Source organism: Streptomyces sp. NPDC040589 (assembly GCF_055594445.1).
In genome coordinates this window covers 354,151-371,096 of sequence record NZ_JBVIWP010000005.1, presented here as the reverse complement: position 1 = coordinate 371,096, position 16,946 = coordinate 354,151, and the positions used below count along the sequence as shown (strand labels likewise).

Sequence of the window (16,946 nt, the reverse complement as noted above, 5' to 3'; positions counted from 1 at the left end):
CACCACGGCGCCCCAAAAGCACGGGCCCGCCCCGGCAAGGGGACGGGCCCTGGATCCGCTCAGGTCAGCGTGCCTCCCCCGCAACCGGCTCCGCCGCCACCGCCTTACCACCAGGCCCCGCCTGAGTCCCCCGGTTCGTATGCCGCACGAACGCCACCCCCACCACCGCCAGAATCGACGCCGCCGACAGCGTGTACAGCCCCCCGTTCGTGCTGCCCGTCGTGTCCTTCAGGTAGCCGAAGAGCGTGGGGGACACGAAACCGCCCAGGTTTCCGATCGAGTTGACCAACGCCAGACCCGGCGCCGCGATCTTCAGGTCGAGGCCCGACTGGGCCATCGGCCAGAACAGGGTGGCCGCGCACTTGCCGCCGACCGCGGCCAGCGTGAGGGCGATGAGGCCGAACCAGGGCGAGCCGAGGGTGGCGAGGAAGGTGCCGATGGCGGAGAGGACCAGGGCGATCGCGAGGTAGGGGCGGCGGTCCGGGGCGCGGTCGGTGAAGTGGCTCATCGTGTACATCGCGATGACGGCACAGACCCACGGGATCGCCGACAACAGGCCGATCTGGAAGGGCGACAGTCCGCCGATCTCCTCCACCAGGCTCGGCAGCCAGAAGGTGATCGCGTAGCCGGTGAGGGCCATCGCGAAGAAGACGGCGGTCAGGACGGCGACCTGCGGGTGGAAGATCAGTTTCATACGTGACACCGAGGGGGCACGGTCCCGCGCCTCCTTGTCCCGGGCCACCGCATCGCTCAGCGCGTCCTTCTCCTCCTGCGTGAGCCACTTGGCGTCCTGGATCCGGGAGACGAGGAAGAACCCGGCGATGAAGCCGACCAGGATGGAGAAGGCTCCTTCGAGGGCGAACATCCAGCGCCAGCCGGCGATGCCGCCCGCGCCGTGCAGTTCGAGCAGCGCGCCCGTGATCGGGCCCGTCACGATGTACGCCGTCGCCGAGCCGCCCAGGAAGATCGCACTGGCCCGGCCCCGGCTGGAGTCCGGCAGCCACTGGGTGAAGTACAGGAGCACGCCGGGGAAGAAGCCGGCCTCCGCGACACCGAGCAGGAAGCGCAGCGAGTAGAACATCCACACGTTGTGGATGAAGCACATCGCCACGATCACCGCGCCCCAGGTGATCATGATCCGGGTCAGCCAGACCCGGGCGCCGAGCCGCTCCAGGAGCATGTTGCTCGGCACTTCGAACAGGGCGTATCCGATGAAGAACAGGCCCGCTCCGAGGCCGTAGGCGGTGGCGCTGACTCCGACGTCGGCCCGCAGTTCGTTCTGGACGAAGCCCACGTTCGTCCGGTCCATCTGGTTGACCAGCAGCATCAGGACCAGGATCGGCAGCATGCGGCGCAGGAACTTGCTCACCGCTCGTTGCTCGGCCTCGGGTATGGCGGTCGCGGCTTCTGACATCGTTGTCTCCCTCGATGTGCACATACGTGAACAGCAATCACGTACGCGTTCTCGAAGGGACCTTATGGAGGCCCGCCTTCCGGGTCAACGGATTGAGCAGAAGTACATGTATGTGAATGTGGGGCGGACGTCTCGCAGGCGTCCGCCCCAACGCACCCCAGTCCGTCAGCTACGTCAGCTCGCGGAAGCCGACGCAGACGCCGACGCCGACGCGCCCGGCTGGACCGCGTCATCCGTGCCGTCGTGCGTCGCCTCGGGGTCGACGCCCAGGGTGAGGGTGCCGACGACGCCCTTGACGATGGCGTTCTTCCGGTACTTGAGCTCCAGCAGCCCGCCCTCGGTCCCGTTGCCGGGGTAGATGGTGTCCTCGTCGAGGGTGGTGCGGGTCGTGGTGTTGGTGGAGTACGGCTCGGTCTCGGCGGAGGCCAGCACGGACTCCTCGTCGAAGAAGAGCTGGCCGGTGTGGCAGGTGGTGCCGCCCTCGTAACCGGCGTCGGTCCAGGTGCCGTTGACGTGCACCTTGGTGTGGATGTGCACACACCGACCCTGGTACCAGCCGGGGAAGACCGTACGGAACTCGACGAAACCCCGCTTGTCCGTCCGCCAGGTGCCGCGCAGATAGCGCTCGTCGTCGGTCGGCTCCTGATGGCCCCCGCCTCCGCCGCCACCCCCGTCCGGCGGCGGCCCCGTGGGCGTCCCGGTCGGCGCACCGGAGGGCGGCGTACCGCCGCCACCGCTGCCCATGTCCTCGTAACCCGAGTACACGCCCAGCGCGTTGCAGTGCCAGATGTCGACGGCCGCGTTCGCGAGGGGCTTGCAGGTCTCGGAGTCGATCACCTTGAGGCGCAGGGTGAGCGGGATGCCCTCCTGGTCCTCGGTGACGTCCCGGCGGAGCTTGTCCGCGTCGATGTAGTAGGGGCCCTCGGTGGTCTCGGAGGTCAGCTTGTAGCAGGCCTCGCCCGAGCCGGCGGCGGCCGTTCCCTTGGCGGCCCTCGGCTCCTCCCCGGCGAACGCGCCCGCCGCGAACGTACCGCCGACGCCCGCCGCCACCACCGCACCGGCGCCCGCGGCGACGACCTTACGGCGTGTCAGATCCCGTTTGTGTTTCGGCCCTTGGGCCGTTTCCTGTCCCGTCATGGGAAGGGAAGCTAGGGAGCGCGTCTGTCAGGAACCTGGGCAAGAGCTGGGTAAATGCCCTGGGTACGAAAGTGGCTCGGAACCGACGCCGGTTCCGAGCCACCCCCCTGCTGTACCGAAGGCCTACTTCGGCTGCGGCTTGCGCACCGACAGGTGCAGCTCCCTCAGCCGCGCCTCCTCCAGCTCCGTCGGCGCGCCCATCATCAGGTCCTGGGCGTTGCCGTTGAGCGGGAAGGAGATGGTCTCGCGGATGTTGGGCTCGTCGGCGAGCAGCATGACGATGCGGTCGACGCCCGGGGCGATGCCGCCGTGCGGCGGGGCGCCGAAGCGGAAGGCGCGCAGCATGCCGGCGAACTTCTCCTCGACCGTCTCGCGGTCGTACCCGGCGATCTCGAAGGCCTTGAGCATGATCTCCGGCTCGTGGTTCCGGATCGCGCCGGAGGACAGCTCGACGCCGTTGCAGACGATGTCGTACTGCCAGCCCAGGATGTCCAGCGGGTCCTGGGTCTCCAGGGCCTCAAGACCGCCCTGCGGCATGGAGAAGGGGTTGTGCGAGAAGTCGATCGCGCCGGTCTCCTCGTCCTTCTCGTACATCGGGAAGTCGACGATCCAGCAGAAGCGGAAGACGTTCTCCTCGAAGTGCCCGGCACGCTTGGCGGCCTCGACCCGCACCGCGCCCATGATCTTCGAGACCTCGTCGAACTCGCCCGCGCCGAAGAACACGGCGTGACCGGCGGCCAGGGACAGGCGCTTGGTCAGCTCGGCGACGTTCTCCTCGGTGAGGAACTTCGCGATCGGGCCGGACAGCGAGCCGTCCTCGGCGACGCGGACCCAGGCCAGGCCCTTGGCGCCCTGCGTGACGGCGTAGTCACCGAGCTGGTCGAAGAACTTGCGGGGCTGCGCCGAGACGTCCGGCACCGCCAGGGCACGCACGTGCTTGCCGGCGAACGCCTTGAACTCCGAGCCCTCGAAGACGTCGGTGATGTCGACGAGTTCGAGCTGGGCGCGCAGGTCCGGCTTGTCGGAGCCGTACTTCAGCATCGCCTCGCGGAACGGGATCCGCGGGAACGGCGAGGTGACGTGGCGTCCGCCGCCGAACTCCTCGAACAGCTCGGTCATCAGCTTCTCGACCGGCTGGAAGACGTCCTCCTGCTCGACGAAGCTCATCTCGACGTCGAGCTGGTAGAACTCGCCGGGCGAGCGGTCCGCGCGGGCGTCCTCGTCACGGAAGCAGGGCGCGATCTGGAAGTAGCGGTCGAAGCCGGAGATCATCAGCAGCTGCTTGAACTGCTGGGGCGCCTGGGGAAGGGCGTAGAACTTGCCCGGGTGCAGACGGGACGGGACGACGAAGTCGCGGGCGCCCTCGGGGGAGGTCGCGGACAGGATCGGCGTCGCCATCTCGTTGAAGCCCAGCGCCGTCATCTTGTGCCGGATCGCCGAGATGACCGCCGTGCGCAGCATGATGTTGCGGTGCATGCGCTCGCGGCGCAGGTCCAGGAAGCGGTACTCCAGGCGCCGCTCCTCGTTGACCCCGTCCTCGGCGTTGATGGTGAAGGGCAGCGGGGCGGCCGCGCCGAGCAGTTCGACGTCGCCGACCTCGACCTCGACCTCACCGGTCGGCAGCTCGGGGTTGATGTTCTCCGCGCCACGGGAGACGACCTTGCCGTCGATGCGGACGGTCGACTCCTTGGAGAGCTTGTCGAGAGCCTCGTAGGAGGGGGTGCCGGGGCGGGCGACGAGCTGCGTGATGCCGTAGTGGTCGCGCAGATCGATGAAGAGGATGCCGCCCAGGTCGCGCCGATTGTGCAGCCAGCCGCTCAGCCGGACGTCGGTGCCGACGTCAGAGGCGCGGAGCTCGCCGCAGGTGTGGGACCTGTACCGATGCATCGTCGTTCATCCAGTCTTCGCTGATCGGGGTCTGTGTTTCACGTGAAACTGGTCCCCAGCGTACCGGGCAGGGCAAGATCGGCTCTCCACAGTTAACGATCGAGCACACTTCGGTCTTCGGTGGCAGTCTTCGATCCCCTCTTCTTAAAGTAGGGCAATGCGCACTGGCGAGCCCCTGCCCGCCGTGGGGGAGGCCCTCGCCGCCCTCGCGACCGGCCTATGGCACTGGGACACCGCTACCGGGCTGGTCACGGTCGACGCCGAGGCGGCTCGGCTGCTCGGGCTGCCCGCCGAGCAGGTCAGCCTCACCGAGGCTCAGGCCCGGGCCCGGCTGCACCCGGTCGACTGGAACGAGATCACCGGCGTGGTCCAGCTCGCCGTCGCCGAGGGCACCCTCGCCGAGGTGCGGGTCCGCGTCATGGACGAGCAGGGCCGGATCGTCCGGATCGTCCGCAGCCGCTCCAAGCCGTCCTTCGACCGGGTCCACAAGGCGTACCGGCTGATCGGCACCCTCCAGGAGGTGACGGAGCCGACGCCGGGCACCGTGGCCGGGCGCAGCGCGGTCACCGGTGACTGGCGGCGCTCGCGGGAGGCGTTCCTGCTGGACGCGGGCCGGGCGCTGGCCGAGGCGCGCTCCACGCAGGAGGTGCTGCGGGTCACGGCCAATCTGTCGATGCCGGGGTTCTCGCCGGACGGGCTGGCGGTGTTCGGCGTGGCGGGCGACCGGCTGACGATCATCGGCCACCACGGGCAACAGATGGGCGACGAGAGCCCGTTCTCGGAGATGCCGCTGGACACGGACTATCCGGCCGCCGAGGCGGCGCGCACCGGCCGGGCGGTGTATCTGTCCTCCCCCGAGCAGTACAAGGCCCGCTATCCGCTGACCTGGCCGCTCGCCGAGCGCTTCGGCCGCCGGTCCTGGGCCTTCCTGCCGCTGACCGTGGCCGGCCGCACGATGGGCGCGTGGATGGCCGCCTTCACCTACCCGGTCGCCTTCACGCCGGACGAGCGGTCCGTGCTGGCGACGGTGGCGCGGATGCTGGCGCAGGCCCTGACCCGGGCGGGCGTGGCCGAGAGCGAACGGGCGCTGACCGACGGGCTCCAGCGCACGATGCTGCCGAGGCTCGGTTCGCAGCGCATCCCGGGCATGAGCGTCGCCGCCCGCTACGTCCCCACCGGCGGCGGACTCCAGGTCGGCGGCGACTGGTACGACGTGATCCCACTGCCGAACGGGCGGTTCGCGCTGGTCATCGGCGACGTCCAGGGGCACGACGTACACGCGGCGGGCCTGATGGGCCAGCTGCGGATCGCCCTGCGGGCCTACGCCTCGGAGGGCCACCGGCCGGACGCGGTGCTGTCCCGTGCCGCCCGCTTCCTGCACGGCATCAGCGACGAGGACTCGTCCGACCCGCGCTTCGCGACCTGCGTGTACGTCGAGGTCGACCCGGCGACGGGGGTGCTGGACATCGCGCGTGCCGGGCACCCGGACCCGGCGTTCCGGATGGCCGACGGCACGGTGCTGACCCGGCCGACGTCGGGCGGCCTGCCCCTGGGCATCGACCCGGACGCCGACTACCCCACGACCCGGCTCGCGCTGGAACCCGGCGAGACCATGCTGATCTGCACGGACGGCCTGATCGAGACGGGCGGCCACGACCTGGACACCGGCTGGCGGCGGCTGCGCGTGATCCTGGAGGAGCACAAGGGCGATCTGGAGGAACTCGCCGACACTCTGGTGCAGGCCGTGCACGGGCCGTCGTCGCACCACACCACCGGCCCGCTGGCCGACCGCCGCGAGGATGACATCGCCGTGCTGCTGCTCAGCCGGGAGGGCGACGGCCGCGGGTACGGCGACACCATGACCGGTGAGCGCCCGGTACGGCGCACGGTGCTGACGGTCGCGCAGGCCGAGCCCGAGCGCGTCGCGGCGGCCCGGCAGCAGCTGCGCGAGCTGCTGTACGACTGGTCCTCCACGGACCAGGTCGACTCGGCGGTGCTGCTGCTGTCCGAGCTGCTGACGAACGTCCTCGTGCACACCGACTCCGACGCGCTGCTCGTGGCCGAGATCACCGGCGCGGTGGGGGAGCGGCGGCTGCGGATCGAGGTCACCGACGGCGGTGACGACCTGCCGCACAAGCGCAGACCCGGCGAGCTGGCGTCCTCCGGCCGCGGCCTGGTGCTGATCGAACTGCTCGCGCACGCCTGGGGGGTGGACCCGCGGGGCGAGGGCAAGTCCATCTGGTTCGAGCTCTACGAGTCCGTGGACGGCTCGGGCGACGGCTCCTGGTCGCCGTAGCGGGTGCGCAGTTCCTGGAGGACGCCGAAGGCGGCCGCGGTGAGCGGCACGGCGAGCAGCATGCCGAGCACCCCTGCGACGGACGCGCCGGCCGTGATCGCCACCATCACCACCGCCGGGTGCATCTGCACGGTCCGGCTCTGGATCACCGGCTGGAGCACATGCCCCTCCAGCACCTGCACCGCGAGCACCACTCCCAGCACCCACAGCGCGATGACGAACCCCCGGTCGGCGAGCGCGACCAGCACGGCGACGGCGCCGGAGATGAAGGCGCCCAGGTAGGGGATGTACGCCCCGACGAAGACCAGCGCGCCCAGTCCCGCCGCGCCCGGCACGTCGAGGACGAGCAGTCCGACGGTGATGCAGAGGGCGTCGATGAGCGCGATGAACGTCGTGCCGCGCATGAACCCCTCGACGGCGTGGAAGGCCCGCCGCGCCATGGCCTCCAGGGTGTCGGCCGAACCCCGGGGAGCGAGGGCCCGCAGGGTTCCGGTGGCCTTGTCGGAGTCGCGCAGGAAGAAGAAGACGAGCAGCAGCGCGAGCACGGCGATGGCGAGGGACTCGCCGACGACACTGACCCCGCTGATCACACCGGAGGCGGCGGTGCCGCCGAACTTGCCCAGCAGCTCCCGCGCGTTGGAGGCGAGGTCGTCCAGCGAGGTCCCGGCGGCCCCGAAGTGCTCGGAGACACCCCGGGCGGCCTGTTTGAGCGAGGCGACGATCTCGTCCCCCGTGTCGATAAGCGCGGCGACCACGATGTACACGGCCCCGCCCACCACGGCGACCACGGCGACACACGTGAGCCCGGCCGCGACCGACCGCTGCACCCCGGCCTTCACGAGCCGCCGGTGCAACGGCCCGAGCAGCGCCGTCCCCAGCAGCGCGAGCAGCACGGGCACGACAGCGGTCCGGAACTCGTCACACAGCCGGATCCCGACGTAGACGACCCCGGAGACGAGCAGGATCAGCGCGCACCAGGCGGCCAGGCGCCGGAGGGGGTCCGGGAGAAGCGTCCCGGACCCGGCCGCGTTCGGATCGGAGTCCCGCACTCCTCCACCCGACCACGCCCCGAACGCCCCGTCCCGCCGGAACGGCCCGCCCGGGTGACGGGGCGTCAGCGCCGCAGCCCCGATCGCCGGTTCAGGTCACGTCGCCGCCGGCACGGACCGCGCGGCCTCCGCCCGCCGGGGCGACCGGAACGAGGAGACCCGCCGTCGGCATCGGCAGCGACCTCGCGGTCCCCCGCGCCGCGGGACCGCCCGGACCGGGAATGCCCGGCGTCAGGGCCGCCGTCTGTCGCGCGCTTCCTCCGGCCGGCGGCCGATGATGGGAGTACGGCCGAACACATGGAGCTGATCATGACGGGTTGGCAGGTCAGGGACTACTCCCCGGACGATCTCGAGGCGGTGGTCCGCGTCGACGCGGAGAGCGGCACGACCGAGGAGTCGCCGTTCTTCCCGCTCGCGGACACCGTGACAGCCCTCCAGGCCCGCCAGCCGGCTGTCGTGGCCACGGCGGACGACGTCCTGATCGGCGCCGCGGTGAGCCGGGTGGAGGGCGACCGGGCATGGATCCTTCGCATCTGCCTTGCGCCCGGCTGGCGGCAGCGCGGGCTGGGCAGTGACCTGATCACCGCTCTTGAGCAACGGCTCTTCGCCGACGGCGTCCGGGCGGTGCACGCCGCCCTGCCCGAGGGCGAGACCGGTGCCACCGCTCTGCGCAACTGCGACTTCGACGCCCGCCCCGGGCTGGTCTTCTTCGAGAAGCGCGGGCCGGTGACCCCGCAGTCGGCCGGTACGCTCTCCTCGCTCGGAGCGGAGCTGCCGCCAGGGGGACTGTGGCAGAAGGTCGCGGGCATGCAGCACGAGAAGCGGCTCATCGAGCGGCGTCTGGTCCTGCCACTGGCCCACCCCGAACTGGCCGCCCAGCACGGAGTCGAGCTGCCACGGGCGGTGATGCTGTTCGGCCCGCCCGGGACCGGCAAGAGCACGTTCGCACACGCGATCGCCAGCCGCCTGGGGTGGCCCTTCCTCGAACTGTTCCCCGCACGTCTGGCCGCCGAGTACGGCCTGGCGAGCGGGCTGAACCGGCGCTTCGACGAGATCACCCGGCTCGACCACGTCCTGGTCTTCATCGACGAGGTCGAGGAGGTCGCCGGGACACGCAGCGGTGCGGACGCGACCGCGGTCGGCGTCGTCAACGAGCTGCTCAAGGCGATCGTCCGGTTCCGGCGTCAGGAAGGGCGGCTGCTCGTCTGCGCCACGAACAACGTGATCACGCTCGACCCGGCCTTCCTTCGGCACGGCCGCTTCGACTACGTGCTGCCCATCGGCCCTCCCGACCGCACCGCGAGGACCGCGCTGTGGGAGAGCTATCTGGCCCGAGCGGACGCGAAGGCCGACAGCGAGGCACTCGCGTCGGCCAGCGAAGGGTTCACGCCCGCCGACATCGCGCACGCGGCGCGAACCGTCTCCCAGGCTCAGTTCGAGCGCACCTTCGACACCGGGACCCGGACCGCCGCCACCACCGGCGACTACCTCGACACGATCCACGACACCCAGCCCACGGTCAGCGCCGCCATGGCCAAGGAATTCACCCAGCAGACGGAGAGGTTCGCCCGCATCTAGCATCCGGGCCGAAGGGAGCCGGTCCCGAGGGACCGAACCGGCCGGCAGACACGGACGAGTCCCGCCCGTGTCCGGGCCGGACTCGTCCACGTGTGGCCTCGGCGAGCCCTAGAGGCCGCCCTCGGACATCCCGTGCACGGCCGGGATCGTGCCCAGCCGTCCCTTCTGGAAGTCGTCGAACGCCTGCTGGAGCTCTTCCCTGGTGTTCATCACGAACGGGCCGTAGTGGGCCATGGGTTCACGGATCGGCTGTCCGCCGAGCAGTACGACCTCCATGTCCGGTGTGTTCGAGTCCTGCTTCTCGTCCGCGCGGACGGTCAGCGAGGAGCCCGCGCCGAAGACGGCCGTCTGGCCCGTGTGGACCGGGCGGCGGTCGGCGCCGACGCTGCCCCGGCCGGCGAGGACGTACGCAAGGCCGTTGAAGTCCTCGCGCCACGGCAGCGTGAGCTCCGCACCCGGCGCCAGCGTCGCGTGGACCATCGTGATCGGGGTGTGCGTGATGCCCGGGCCCGCGTGCCCGTCCAGCTCACCGGCGATGATCCGCAGCAGCGCGCCACCGTCGGGGGTGGAGAGCAGCTGGACCGAGCCGCCGCGGATGTCCTGGTAGCGCGGGGCCATCATCTTGTCCTTGGCCGGGAGGTTCACCCACAGCTGGAGGCCGTGGAAGAGCCCGCCGGACATGACGAGATGCTCCGGTGGGGCCTCGATGTGCAGCAGACCCGAGCCCGCGGTCATCCACTGGGTGTCGCCGTTGGTGATGGTGCCGCCACCGCCCTGGCTGTCCTGGTGGTCGAAGATCCCGTCGATGATGTACGTGACGGTCTCGAAACCGCGGTGCGGGTGCCAGGGCGTGCCCTTCGGCTCACCCGGCGCGTACTCCACCTCGCCCATCTGGTCCATCATGATGAACGGGTCGAGATGACGGTAGTTGATCCCCGCGAACGCCCGGCGCACCGGGAAGCCCTCGCCCTCGAAACCGCTCGGAGCGGTCGTGACGGCGAGCACGGGACGTGCCACGGCGTCGGTCGGCGCGGTCACGCGGGGCAGCGTCAACGGGTTCTCGACGGTCACTGCAGGCATGTCGGTTCCTCCTCGTGTACGCCCAGTTTAGTTGAGCGTTGAACTTCCTGCTACCCCCAACAGAGAAAACCGGGAGGGCATTCCCAGCGGAGGACCGCCCGAACCACCCGGCACCGACATGACGGAAGGCCGGCACCCCCTCGCGGGGTGCCGGCCTCGAGTCCGCGGCGTCAGGCGGCCAGCCGGTGCTCCTCGTTCTCGGCCCCGGTGGGCTCGGCCTTGCGGTCCCGCATCACCAGCGTGGCCACCACGGCCGCCGCCAGGACACCGATCGCGCTGATCGTGAAGGTCGTCGACATCGAGGCGGTGAAGGCCTCGCGAGCCGCCCGGACCAGGCCCGTGTCGCCGCCGGCCACGGCCAGGGCCCCGCCGATGGACTCCTTCGCCTGCCCGGGAGCGCCGGCCGGCATCGCGTCGGCGTAGCCGCTGGAGAGCAGGGAGCCGAGGATCGCGATGCCGAGGGCGGTGCCGGACTGCTGGATGGTGTCGTTGAGGGCCGAGCCGACGCCCGCCTTGTCCTCGGGGATGGTGCCCATCAGCGCGGCCACCGCGGCCGGCATGGCGAGGCCCGCACCGAGGCCCAGGATCCCCAGCGCCACGGCCGGGACCGTGAACCCGCTGTCGGCGCTGAGCGTGGTCAGCAGCCCGAAGGAGGCGGCCATCAGCAGCATCCCGGCGAGGATGACGATCCGGTTCCCGGCCTTCACGGCGAGCTGGGCCCCGGCGGCGTTGCCGGCCAGCGCGGCCACGGCCAGCGGCAGGAAGGCCAGGCCCGCCTTGACGGCGGAGTAGCCGAGCACGAACTGGAGGTACTGGGTCAGGACCAGCAGCAGGCCGGCGTTGCCGATCTGGACGAGCGACAGGGAGAGCGAGCCCCCGCTGAAGTTGCGGTTCCTGAAGAGGACCAGCGGGACCATCGGCGAGCGGGTGACGTTCTCCCAGATCACGAAGCCGGCCAGGGCGACCACCGCGACGGCCAGGACGATGAGGGAACGGCCTTCGAACGCGCCGTGCTGCGGGATCTCGATGATCCACCACACCAGGGCGGTCATGCCCACGGCCGACAGCACCGCGCCCAGCGGGTCCGGCTTCTGCCACGGCGCCTTGGACTCCGGCATCAGCAGCACACCGGCCAGCAGCGCCAGCGCGACGATCGGCACGTTGATCAGGAAGATGGCCTGCCAGGCGAAGTGGTCGATCAGCACACCGCCGAGGACCGGGCTGCCGACCAGCCCCAGCATGGACACCGAGCCCCAGGCCGCCATCGCCTTGGGCCGCTCGTCCTCGTCGAAGACGGTGATCAGGATCGACAGCGTCGACGGCATGATCAGCGCCCCGCCGACCCCCATCGCGATCCGCACCGCGATCAGCTCACCCGGGGTGGAGCAGAACACCGCCCCCAGCGAGGCCGCCCCGAACAGCAGCAGCCCGATCAGCATCACCTTCCGGCGCCCGAACCGGTCCCCCAGGCTTCCCGAGGTCAGCAGCAGTCCGGCGAAGACCAGGGTGTAGGAGTCGAGGATCCACTGCATGTCCTGGGTGCTCGCGCCGATGTCCTCGGTCAGCGTGGGCACCGCCACCGTCAGCGCCATGTTGTCGACGACCAGCACGAGCGTGCTGAGGCAGAGCACCACCAGGATCCACCAGCGGCGTGGATTACGAGCGTCCATGTCAGTTTCCCCTCCCGCGAACACCGTTCCTTCGATGCGCACACTGTACGCACAGCGGAACAGCGTGCGCAACCCTTGAGTTCTGTACGCTGAATGCGCACGCTGTTCGCACGAAGGTGCCGAAGGTCCAGCAGGAGGAGCATCCATGAGCCGGAGCAAGACGACGGAGAAGAACCCGATCCCGTCCGTATGGACCCGTGAGCAGCGCCGCCCCGACCAGCCCGCGCTCAGCAGGGACGCGATCGTGCGGGAGGCGATCGCGATGCTCGACGCCGACGGCATCGAGGCGCTCAGCATGCGCAAGCTCGGCGCCCGTCTGAACGCCGGCGCGACGTCCCTGTACCGGCACGTGGCCACGAAGGACGAGCTGATGGAGCTCGCGGTGGACGAGGTCGCCGCCGAGATCCACGTCCCGCCGGCCGGCGGCCCCGACTGGCGCGCGGCGGTGACCGAGGCCGCGGGGTCCTTCCGTACGACGGCGCTACGGCACCCCTGGCTGCCCCTGGTCCTGGGCCAGGCCGGGCTCGCCTACCTCGGGCCCAACTACATGACCTTCTCCGAGCGGCTCGCTGCGCTGTTCACGGCGGCGGGGTTCCCCGAGCCGAGCCGCGCGATCGACGCGGTCTTCTCGTACGTCATCGGCATGAGCACCACGGAGGCCGCCTGGCTCACGACCGTCGCCCGCTCCGGCGAGACCGAGCCGGAGTTCGTCGCGCGGCTGCTGCCCACGGCCCGGGAGGTCTCCGCCGGCTACGACCACCTGGCGGCCGCCGACGCCAGGACCGCGGACCAGGCCGTCGACCCCGCCCGGATCCGGGACGACAAGTTCACCTACGGCCTGGAGGTCGTCCTGGACGGCCTGGCACTGCGCCTGCCGAAGTGAGAACGGCCGGTCTCAGCCGCCGTACATCCGGCGCATCGCGAACTCGACCATCTGCTCGACGGCCTTCGCGTCGAAGACCATCCGGTGCTCGCCCTCCATGTCGAGGACGAACCCGTAGCCGGTCGGCAGCAGGTCCAGCACCTCGGAACCGGTGATCACGAAGTACTTGGACTCCTTGCCCGCGTACCGGCGCAGTTCCTTGAGCGTGCTGAACATCGGGATCACCGGCTGCTGCGTGTTGTGCAGCGCGAGGAAGCCGGGGTTGTCGCCGCGCGGGCAGTAGACCTTCGACGTCGCGAAGGCCTGCTGGAAGTCCTCGGCGGCCATCTGCCCGGTCGTGAACGCGCGCACCGCGTCCGTGAGGGAGGGCGGGGACGGCTCGGGGTACAGCGGCGGCTGCTGCCCGTACCCGCCGGACATCGGCTGCTGCGGAGGGGCGTACTGCGCTTGCGGGCCCGCTGTCTGGTCGTAGCCGTACATGGGCGCAAGCGTACCGAGAGCGAGGCTCCGTGCCTCCACGATGCCGGTATGAGCCACGCGTCACAGATGACCGGTTCGGGGTTGCTTCTTATTACCGACGGGTAGCATCATCGTAGCTACTTGTTGGTACGTGAACTAGCGCGAGGATCCAGTGCCTCGCCGATCTCTCTACGGAGCCGGGAGCCGTCGCCATGGGGCACTACAAGTCGAATCTCCGCGACATCGAGTTCAACCTCTTCGAAGTACTCGGGCGCGACAAGGTGTACGGCACCGGCCCGTTCGAGGAGATGGACGTCGAGACCGCGAAGAGCATCCTGGAGGAGCTGACCCGTCTCTCGGAGAACGAGCTGGCGGAATCCTTCATCGACGCCGACCGCAACCCGCCGGTCTTCGACCCGGAGACCAACACCGCGCCGGTCCCGGCGTCCTTCAAGAAGAGCTACCAGGCCTTCATGGACTCCGAGTACTGGCGCCTCGGCCTGCCCGAGGAGATCGGCGGCACCACCTCGCCCCGCTCCCTGATCTGGGCGTACGCCGAGCTCATCCTGGGCGCCAACCCGGCCGTGTGGATGTACTCCTCGGGCCCGGCCTTCGCCGGCATCCTCTTCGAGGAGGGCAACGAGGTCCAGAAGCACATAGCCAAGTTCGCCACGGAGAAGCAGTGGGGCTCCACGATGGTGCTCACCGAGCCCGACGCGGGCTCCGACGTGGGCGCCGGCCGCACCAAGGCCGTGCAGCAGGAGGACGGCTCCTGGCACATCGAGGGCGTGAAGCGCTTCATCACGTCCGGTGAGCACGACATGTCGGAGAACATCCTCCACTACGTGCTGGCCCGCCCCGAGGGCGCCGGCCCCGGCACCAAGGGCCTGTCGCTCTTCCTCGTCCCGAAGTACCTCTTCGACTTCGAGACCGGCGAGCTGGGCGAGCGCAACGGCGCCTACGCCACCAACGTCGAGCACAAGATGGGCCTGAAGGCCTCCAACACCTGCGAGATGACCTTCGGCGACCGGCACCCCGCCAAGGGCTGGCTGATCGGCGACAAGCACGACGGCATCCGCCAGATGTTCCGCATCATCGAGTTCGCCCGCATGATGGTCGGCACGAAGGCGATCTCCACGCTCTCCACGGGCTACCTGAACGCGCTGGAGTACGCCAAGGAGCGCGTCCAGGGCCCCGACCTGGCGAACTTCATGGACAAGACCGCGCCCAAGGTCACCGTCACCCACCACCCCGACGTGCGCCGCTCCCTCATGACGCAGAAGGCGTACGCGGAGGGCATGCGCGCCCTGGTGCTCTACACGGCCTCCGTCCAGGACTCCATCGCCATCAAGGAGACCGCCGGCGAGGACGCCTCCACCGAGCACGCGCTGAACGACCTGCTCCTGCCCATCGTCAAGGGCTACGGCTCCGAGAAGGGCTACGAGCAGCTCGCCCAGTCGCTGCAGACCTTCGGCGGCTCCGGCTTCCTCCAGGAGTACCCGATCGAGCAGTACATCCGGGACTCCAAGATCGACACCCTGTACGAGGGCACCACGGCGATCCAGGGCCAGGACTTCTTCTTCCGGAAGATCGTCCGCAACCAGGGCGCCGCGCTGAACTCCCTCGCCGAGGACATCAAGAAGTTCCTGGCCCTCGGCACGGGCGGCGAGGAACTGGCCGGTGCCCGCGAGCACCTCGCCAAGGCCGCCGTCGAGCTGGAGGCCATCGTCGGCCTGATGCTCACCGACCTCGCGGCCACCGAGCAGGACGTCAAGAACATCTACAAGGTCGGGCTCAACACGACCCGCCTGCTGATGGCCTCCGGTGACGTGATCGTCGGCTACCTGCTGCTCAAGGGCGCCTCGGTCGCCGCCGAGAAGCTGGAGACCGGCGCCGGCAAGGACAAGGCCTTCTACACCGGCAAGATCGCCGCGGCGAAGTTCTTCGCGGCCAACGTCCTGCCCGGCGTCACCCTGGCCCGCAAGGTCGCCGAGGGCGTCGAGCTGGACCTGATGGAGCTGGACGAGGACGCGTTCTAGATCCCTCACGTCCTCTGTTCGAGGGCCTGTTCCCCTACGCCGGGAACGGGCCCTCGTCCGTCGTTAAGGTGAACCCATGACCGAACCAGCCCGCCCGTCTCCCACCGCCGCCCTTGCAGCGAGCGCTTCGCGCGCACCTCTTACTTTCGACCGCGGCCACACCGACGACCTCATGACCTTCCTGGCGGCGAGCCCCACGCCGTACCACGCCGTGGCCACAGCCGCCGAGCGACTGGAGAAGGCCGGCTTCAAGCAGGTCGCGGAGACGGACGCGTGGGACGGGACGAGCGGCGGCAAGTACGTGCTGCGCGGTGGTGCGATCGTCGCCTGGTACGTGCCGGAGGGCGCCGCGCCCCACACGCCGTTCCGGATCGTCGGCGCCCACACCGACTCCCCCAACCTGCGCGTCAAGCCGCAGCCCGACAGCGGGGCGCACGGCTGGCGCCAGGTGGCCGTGGAGATCTACGGCGGACCGCTGCTCAACTCCTGGCTGGACCGCGACCTGGGCCTCGCCGGCCGGCTGACCCTGCGCGACGGCTCGACGCGCCTGGTCAACGTCGACCGGCCGCTGCTGCGCGTCCCGCAGCTCGCCATCCACCTGGACCGCTCGGTGACGGCGGACGGGCTCAAGCTCGACAAGCAACGGCACCTGCAGCCGGTCTGGGGCCTGGGCAACGACGTGCGCGACGGCGACCTGATCGCCTTCCTGGAGGAGACGGCCGGCCTCCCCGCGGGCGAGGTCACCGGCTGGGACCTGATGACGCACTCCGTGGAGAAGCCCGCCTACCTGGGCCGCGACCGCGAACTGCTGGCCGGCCCGCGCATGGACAACCTGCTCTCGGTGCACGCCGGCACGGCGGCCCTCGTGGCCGTGGCCTCCGGCGCGTCGCATCCGGCGTCCATCCCGGTCCTGGCCGCCTTCGACCACGAGGAGAACGGCTCCCAGTCCGACACCGGCGCGGACGGGCCGCTGCTCGGCAACGTGCTGGAGCGTTCGGTGTTCGCCCGCGGCGGCTCCTACGAGGACCGGGCCCGCGCCTTCGCCGGCACGGTCTGCCTCTCCTCCGACACGGGTCACGCCGTCCACCCCAACTACGCGGAGCGGCACGACCCGACGCACCACCCACGTGTCAACGGCGGCCCGATCCTCAAGGTCAACGTCAACAACCGCTACGCCACGGACGGTTCGGGCCGCGCCGAGTTCGCGGCGGCCTGCGAGCAGGCGGGCGTGCCCTTCCAGTCCTTCGTCTCCAACAACTCCATGCCCTGCGGCACCACGATCGGCCCGATCACCGCCGCCCGGCACGGCATCAGGACCGTCGACATCGGCGTGGCCATCCTGTCGATGCACAGCGCGCGTGAACTGTGCGGCGCCGACGACCCGTTCCTCCTGGCGAACGCGCTCACCGCGTTTCTGGAGAGGTAGAACAGGCCGTCACCGCATGGGTGTTCCC

At 70.2% G+C, this 16,946-nt stretch carries 12 protein-coding genes; 5 read left to right on the top strand and 7 right to left on the bottom strand.

All coding sequences use genetic code 11. The annotated features are described in order from the left end of the window. Positions 1-64: 64 nt before the first annotated feature. The 3 genes from ACZ58V_RS24430 to aspS form a co-directional block, all read right to left on the bottom strand. Positions 65-1,414 (bottom strand): MFS transporter, encoded by a 1,350-nt coding sequence (locus tag ACZ58V_RS24430; protein WP_468198713.1) that lies wholly within the window; start codon positions 1,412-1,414, stop codon positions 65-67. 174 nt (positions 1,415-1,588) lie between these two features. After that, positions 1,589-2,551 carry an intradiol ring-cleavage dioxygenase gene (locus ACZ58V_RS24425; protein ID WP_471292215.1) on the bottom strand — a complete coding sequence of 321 codons (963 nt, stop codon included), beginning with the start codon at positions 2,549-2,551 and terminating at the stop codon, positions 1,589-1,591. Positions 2,552-2,674: 123 nt separating this feature from the next. Next, positions 2,675-4,438 (bottom strand): aspartate--tRNA ligase, encoded by a 1,764-nt coding sequence (aspS, locus tag ACZ58V_RS24420; protein ID WP_468198710.1) that lies wholly within the window; start codon positions 4,436-4,438, stop codon positions 2,675-2,677. 157 nt (positions 4,439-4,595) lie between these two features. Between aspS and ACZ58V_RS24415 the strand changes: the two genes are divergently transcribed. Further along, positions 4,596-6,734: a SpoIIE family protein phosphatase gene (locus ACZ58V_RS24415; RefSeq protein WP_471292212.1), complete on the top strand. Its 2,139-nt coding sequence runs from the start codon at positions 4,596-4,598 to the stop codon at positions 6,732-6,734. Here ACZ58V_RS24415 and ACZ58V_RS24410 read toward each other — a convergent pair. Then, positions 6,689-7,783 (bottom strand): AI-2E family transporter, encoded by a 1,095-nt coding sequence (locus tag ACZ58V_RS24410; RefSeq protein ID WP_468198706.1) that lies wholly within the window; start codon positions 7,781-7,783, stop codon positions 6,689-6,691. The genes ACZ58V_RS24415 and ACZ58V_RS24410 overlap by 46 nt on opposite strands. Positions 7,784-8,092: 309 nt before the next feature. Here ACZ58V_RS24410 and ACZ58V_RS24405 point away from each other — a divergent pair, with 309 nt between their 5' ends. Further along, positions 8,093-9,361 (top strand): ATP-binding protein, encoded by a 1,269-nt coding sequence (locus ACZ58V_RS24405; RefSeq protein ID WP_471292209.1) that lies wholly within the window; start codon positions 8,093-8,095, stop codon positions 9,359-9,361. Between the two features lie 108 nt (positions 9,362-9,469). Here ACZ58V_RS24405 and ACZ58V_RS24400 read toward each other — a convergent pair whose 3' ends face one another. Both ACZ58V_RS24400 and ACZ58V_RS24395 read right to left on the bottom strand, forming a co-directional pair. Continuing rightward, on the bottom strand, positions 9,470-10,441 hold the full coding sequence (locus ACZ58V_RS24400) for a pirin family protein (protein ID WP_471292206.1): 972 nt from the start codon (positions 10,439-10,441) through the stop codon (positions 9,470-9,472). Positions 10,442-10,611: 170 nt separating this feature from the next. After that, positions 10,612-12,111: an MFS transporter gene (locus ACZ58V_RS24395; RefSeq protein ID WP_471292203.1), complete on the bottom strand. Its 1,500-nt coding sequence runs from the start codon at positions 12,109-12,111 to the stop codon at positions 10,612-10,614. A gap of 145 nt (positions 12,112-12,256) precedes the next feature. Here ACZ58V_RS24395 and ACZ58V_RS24390 point away from each other — a divergent pair, with 145 nt between their 5' ends. Next, positions 12,257-12,994, top strand: a complete 738-nt coding sequence (locus ACZ58V_RS24390; RefSeq protein ID WP_471292201.1) for a TetR/AcrR family transcriptional regulator C-terminal domain-containing protein — start codon at positions 12,257-12,259, stop codon at positions 12,992-12,994. A gap of 12 nt (positions 12,995-13,006) precedes the next feature. On the opposite strand, the gene ACZ58V_RS24385 is transcribed toward ACZ58V_RS24390, so the two are convergent. Further along, entirely contained in the window at positions 13,007-13,474 is a 468-nt protein-coding gene (locus ACZ58V_RS24385; RefSeq protein WP_189727101.1) for an SseB family protein, read from the bottom strand. Between the two features lie 191 nt (positions 13,475-13,665). Here ACZ58V_RS24385 and ACZ58V_RS24380 point away from each other — a divergent pair, with 191 nt between their 5' ends. Further along, on the top strand, positions 13,666-15,492 hold the full coding sequence (locus ACZ58V_RS24380; protein WP_468198695.1) for an acyl-CoA dehydrogenase: 1,827 nt from the start codon (positions 13,666-13,668) through the stop codon (positions 15,490-15,492). Positions 15,493-15,568: 76 nt separating this feature from the next. Beyond that, on the top strand, positions 15,569-16,918 hold the full coding sequence (locus tag ACZ58V_RS24375) for a M18 family aminopeptidase (RefSeq protein WP_468198693.1): 1,350 nt from the start codon (positions 15,569-15,571) through the stop codon (positions 16,916-16,918). The last annotated feature ends 28 nt before the right edge of the window (positions 16,919-16,946 follow it).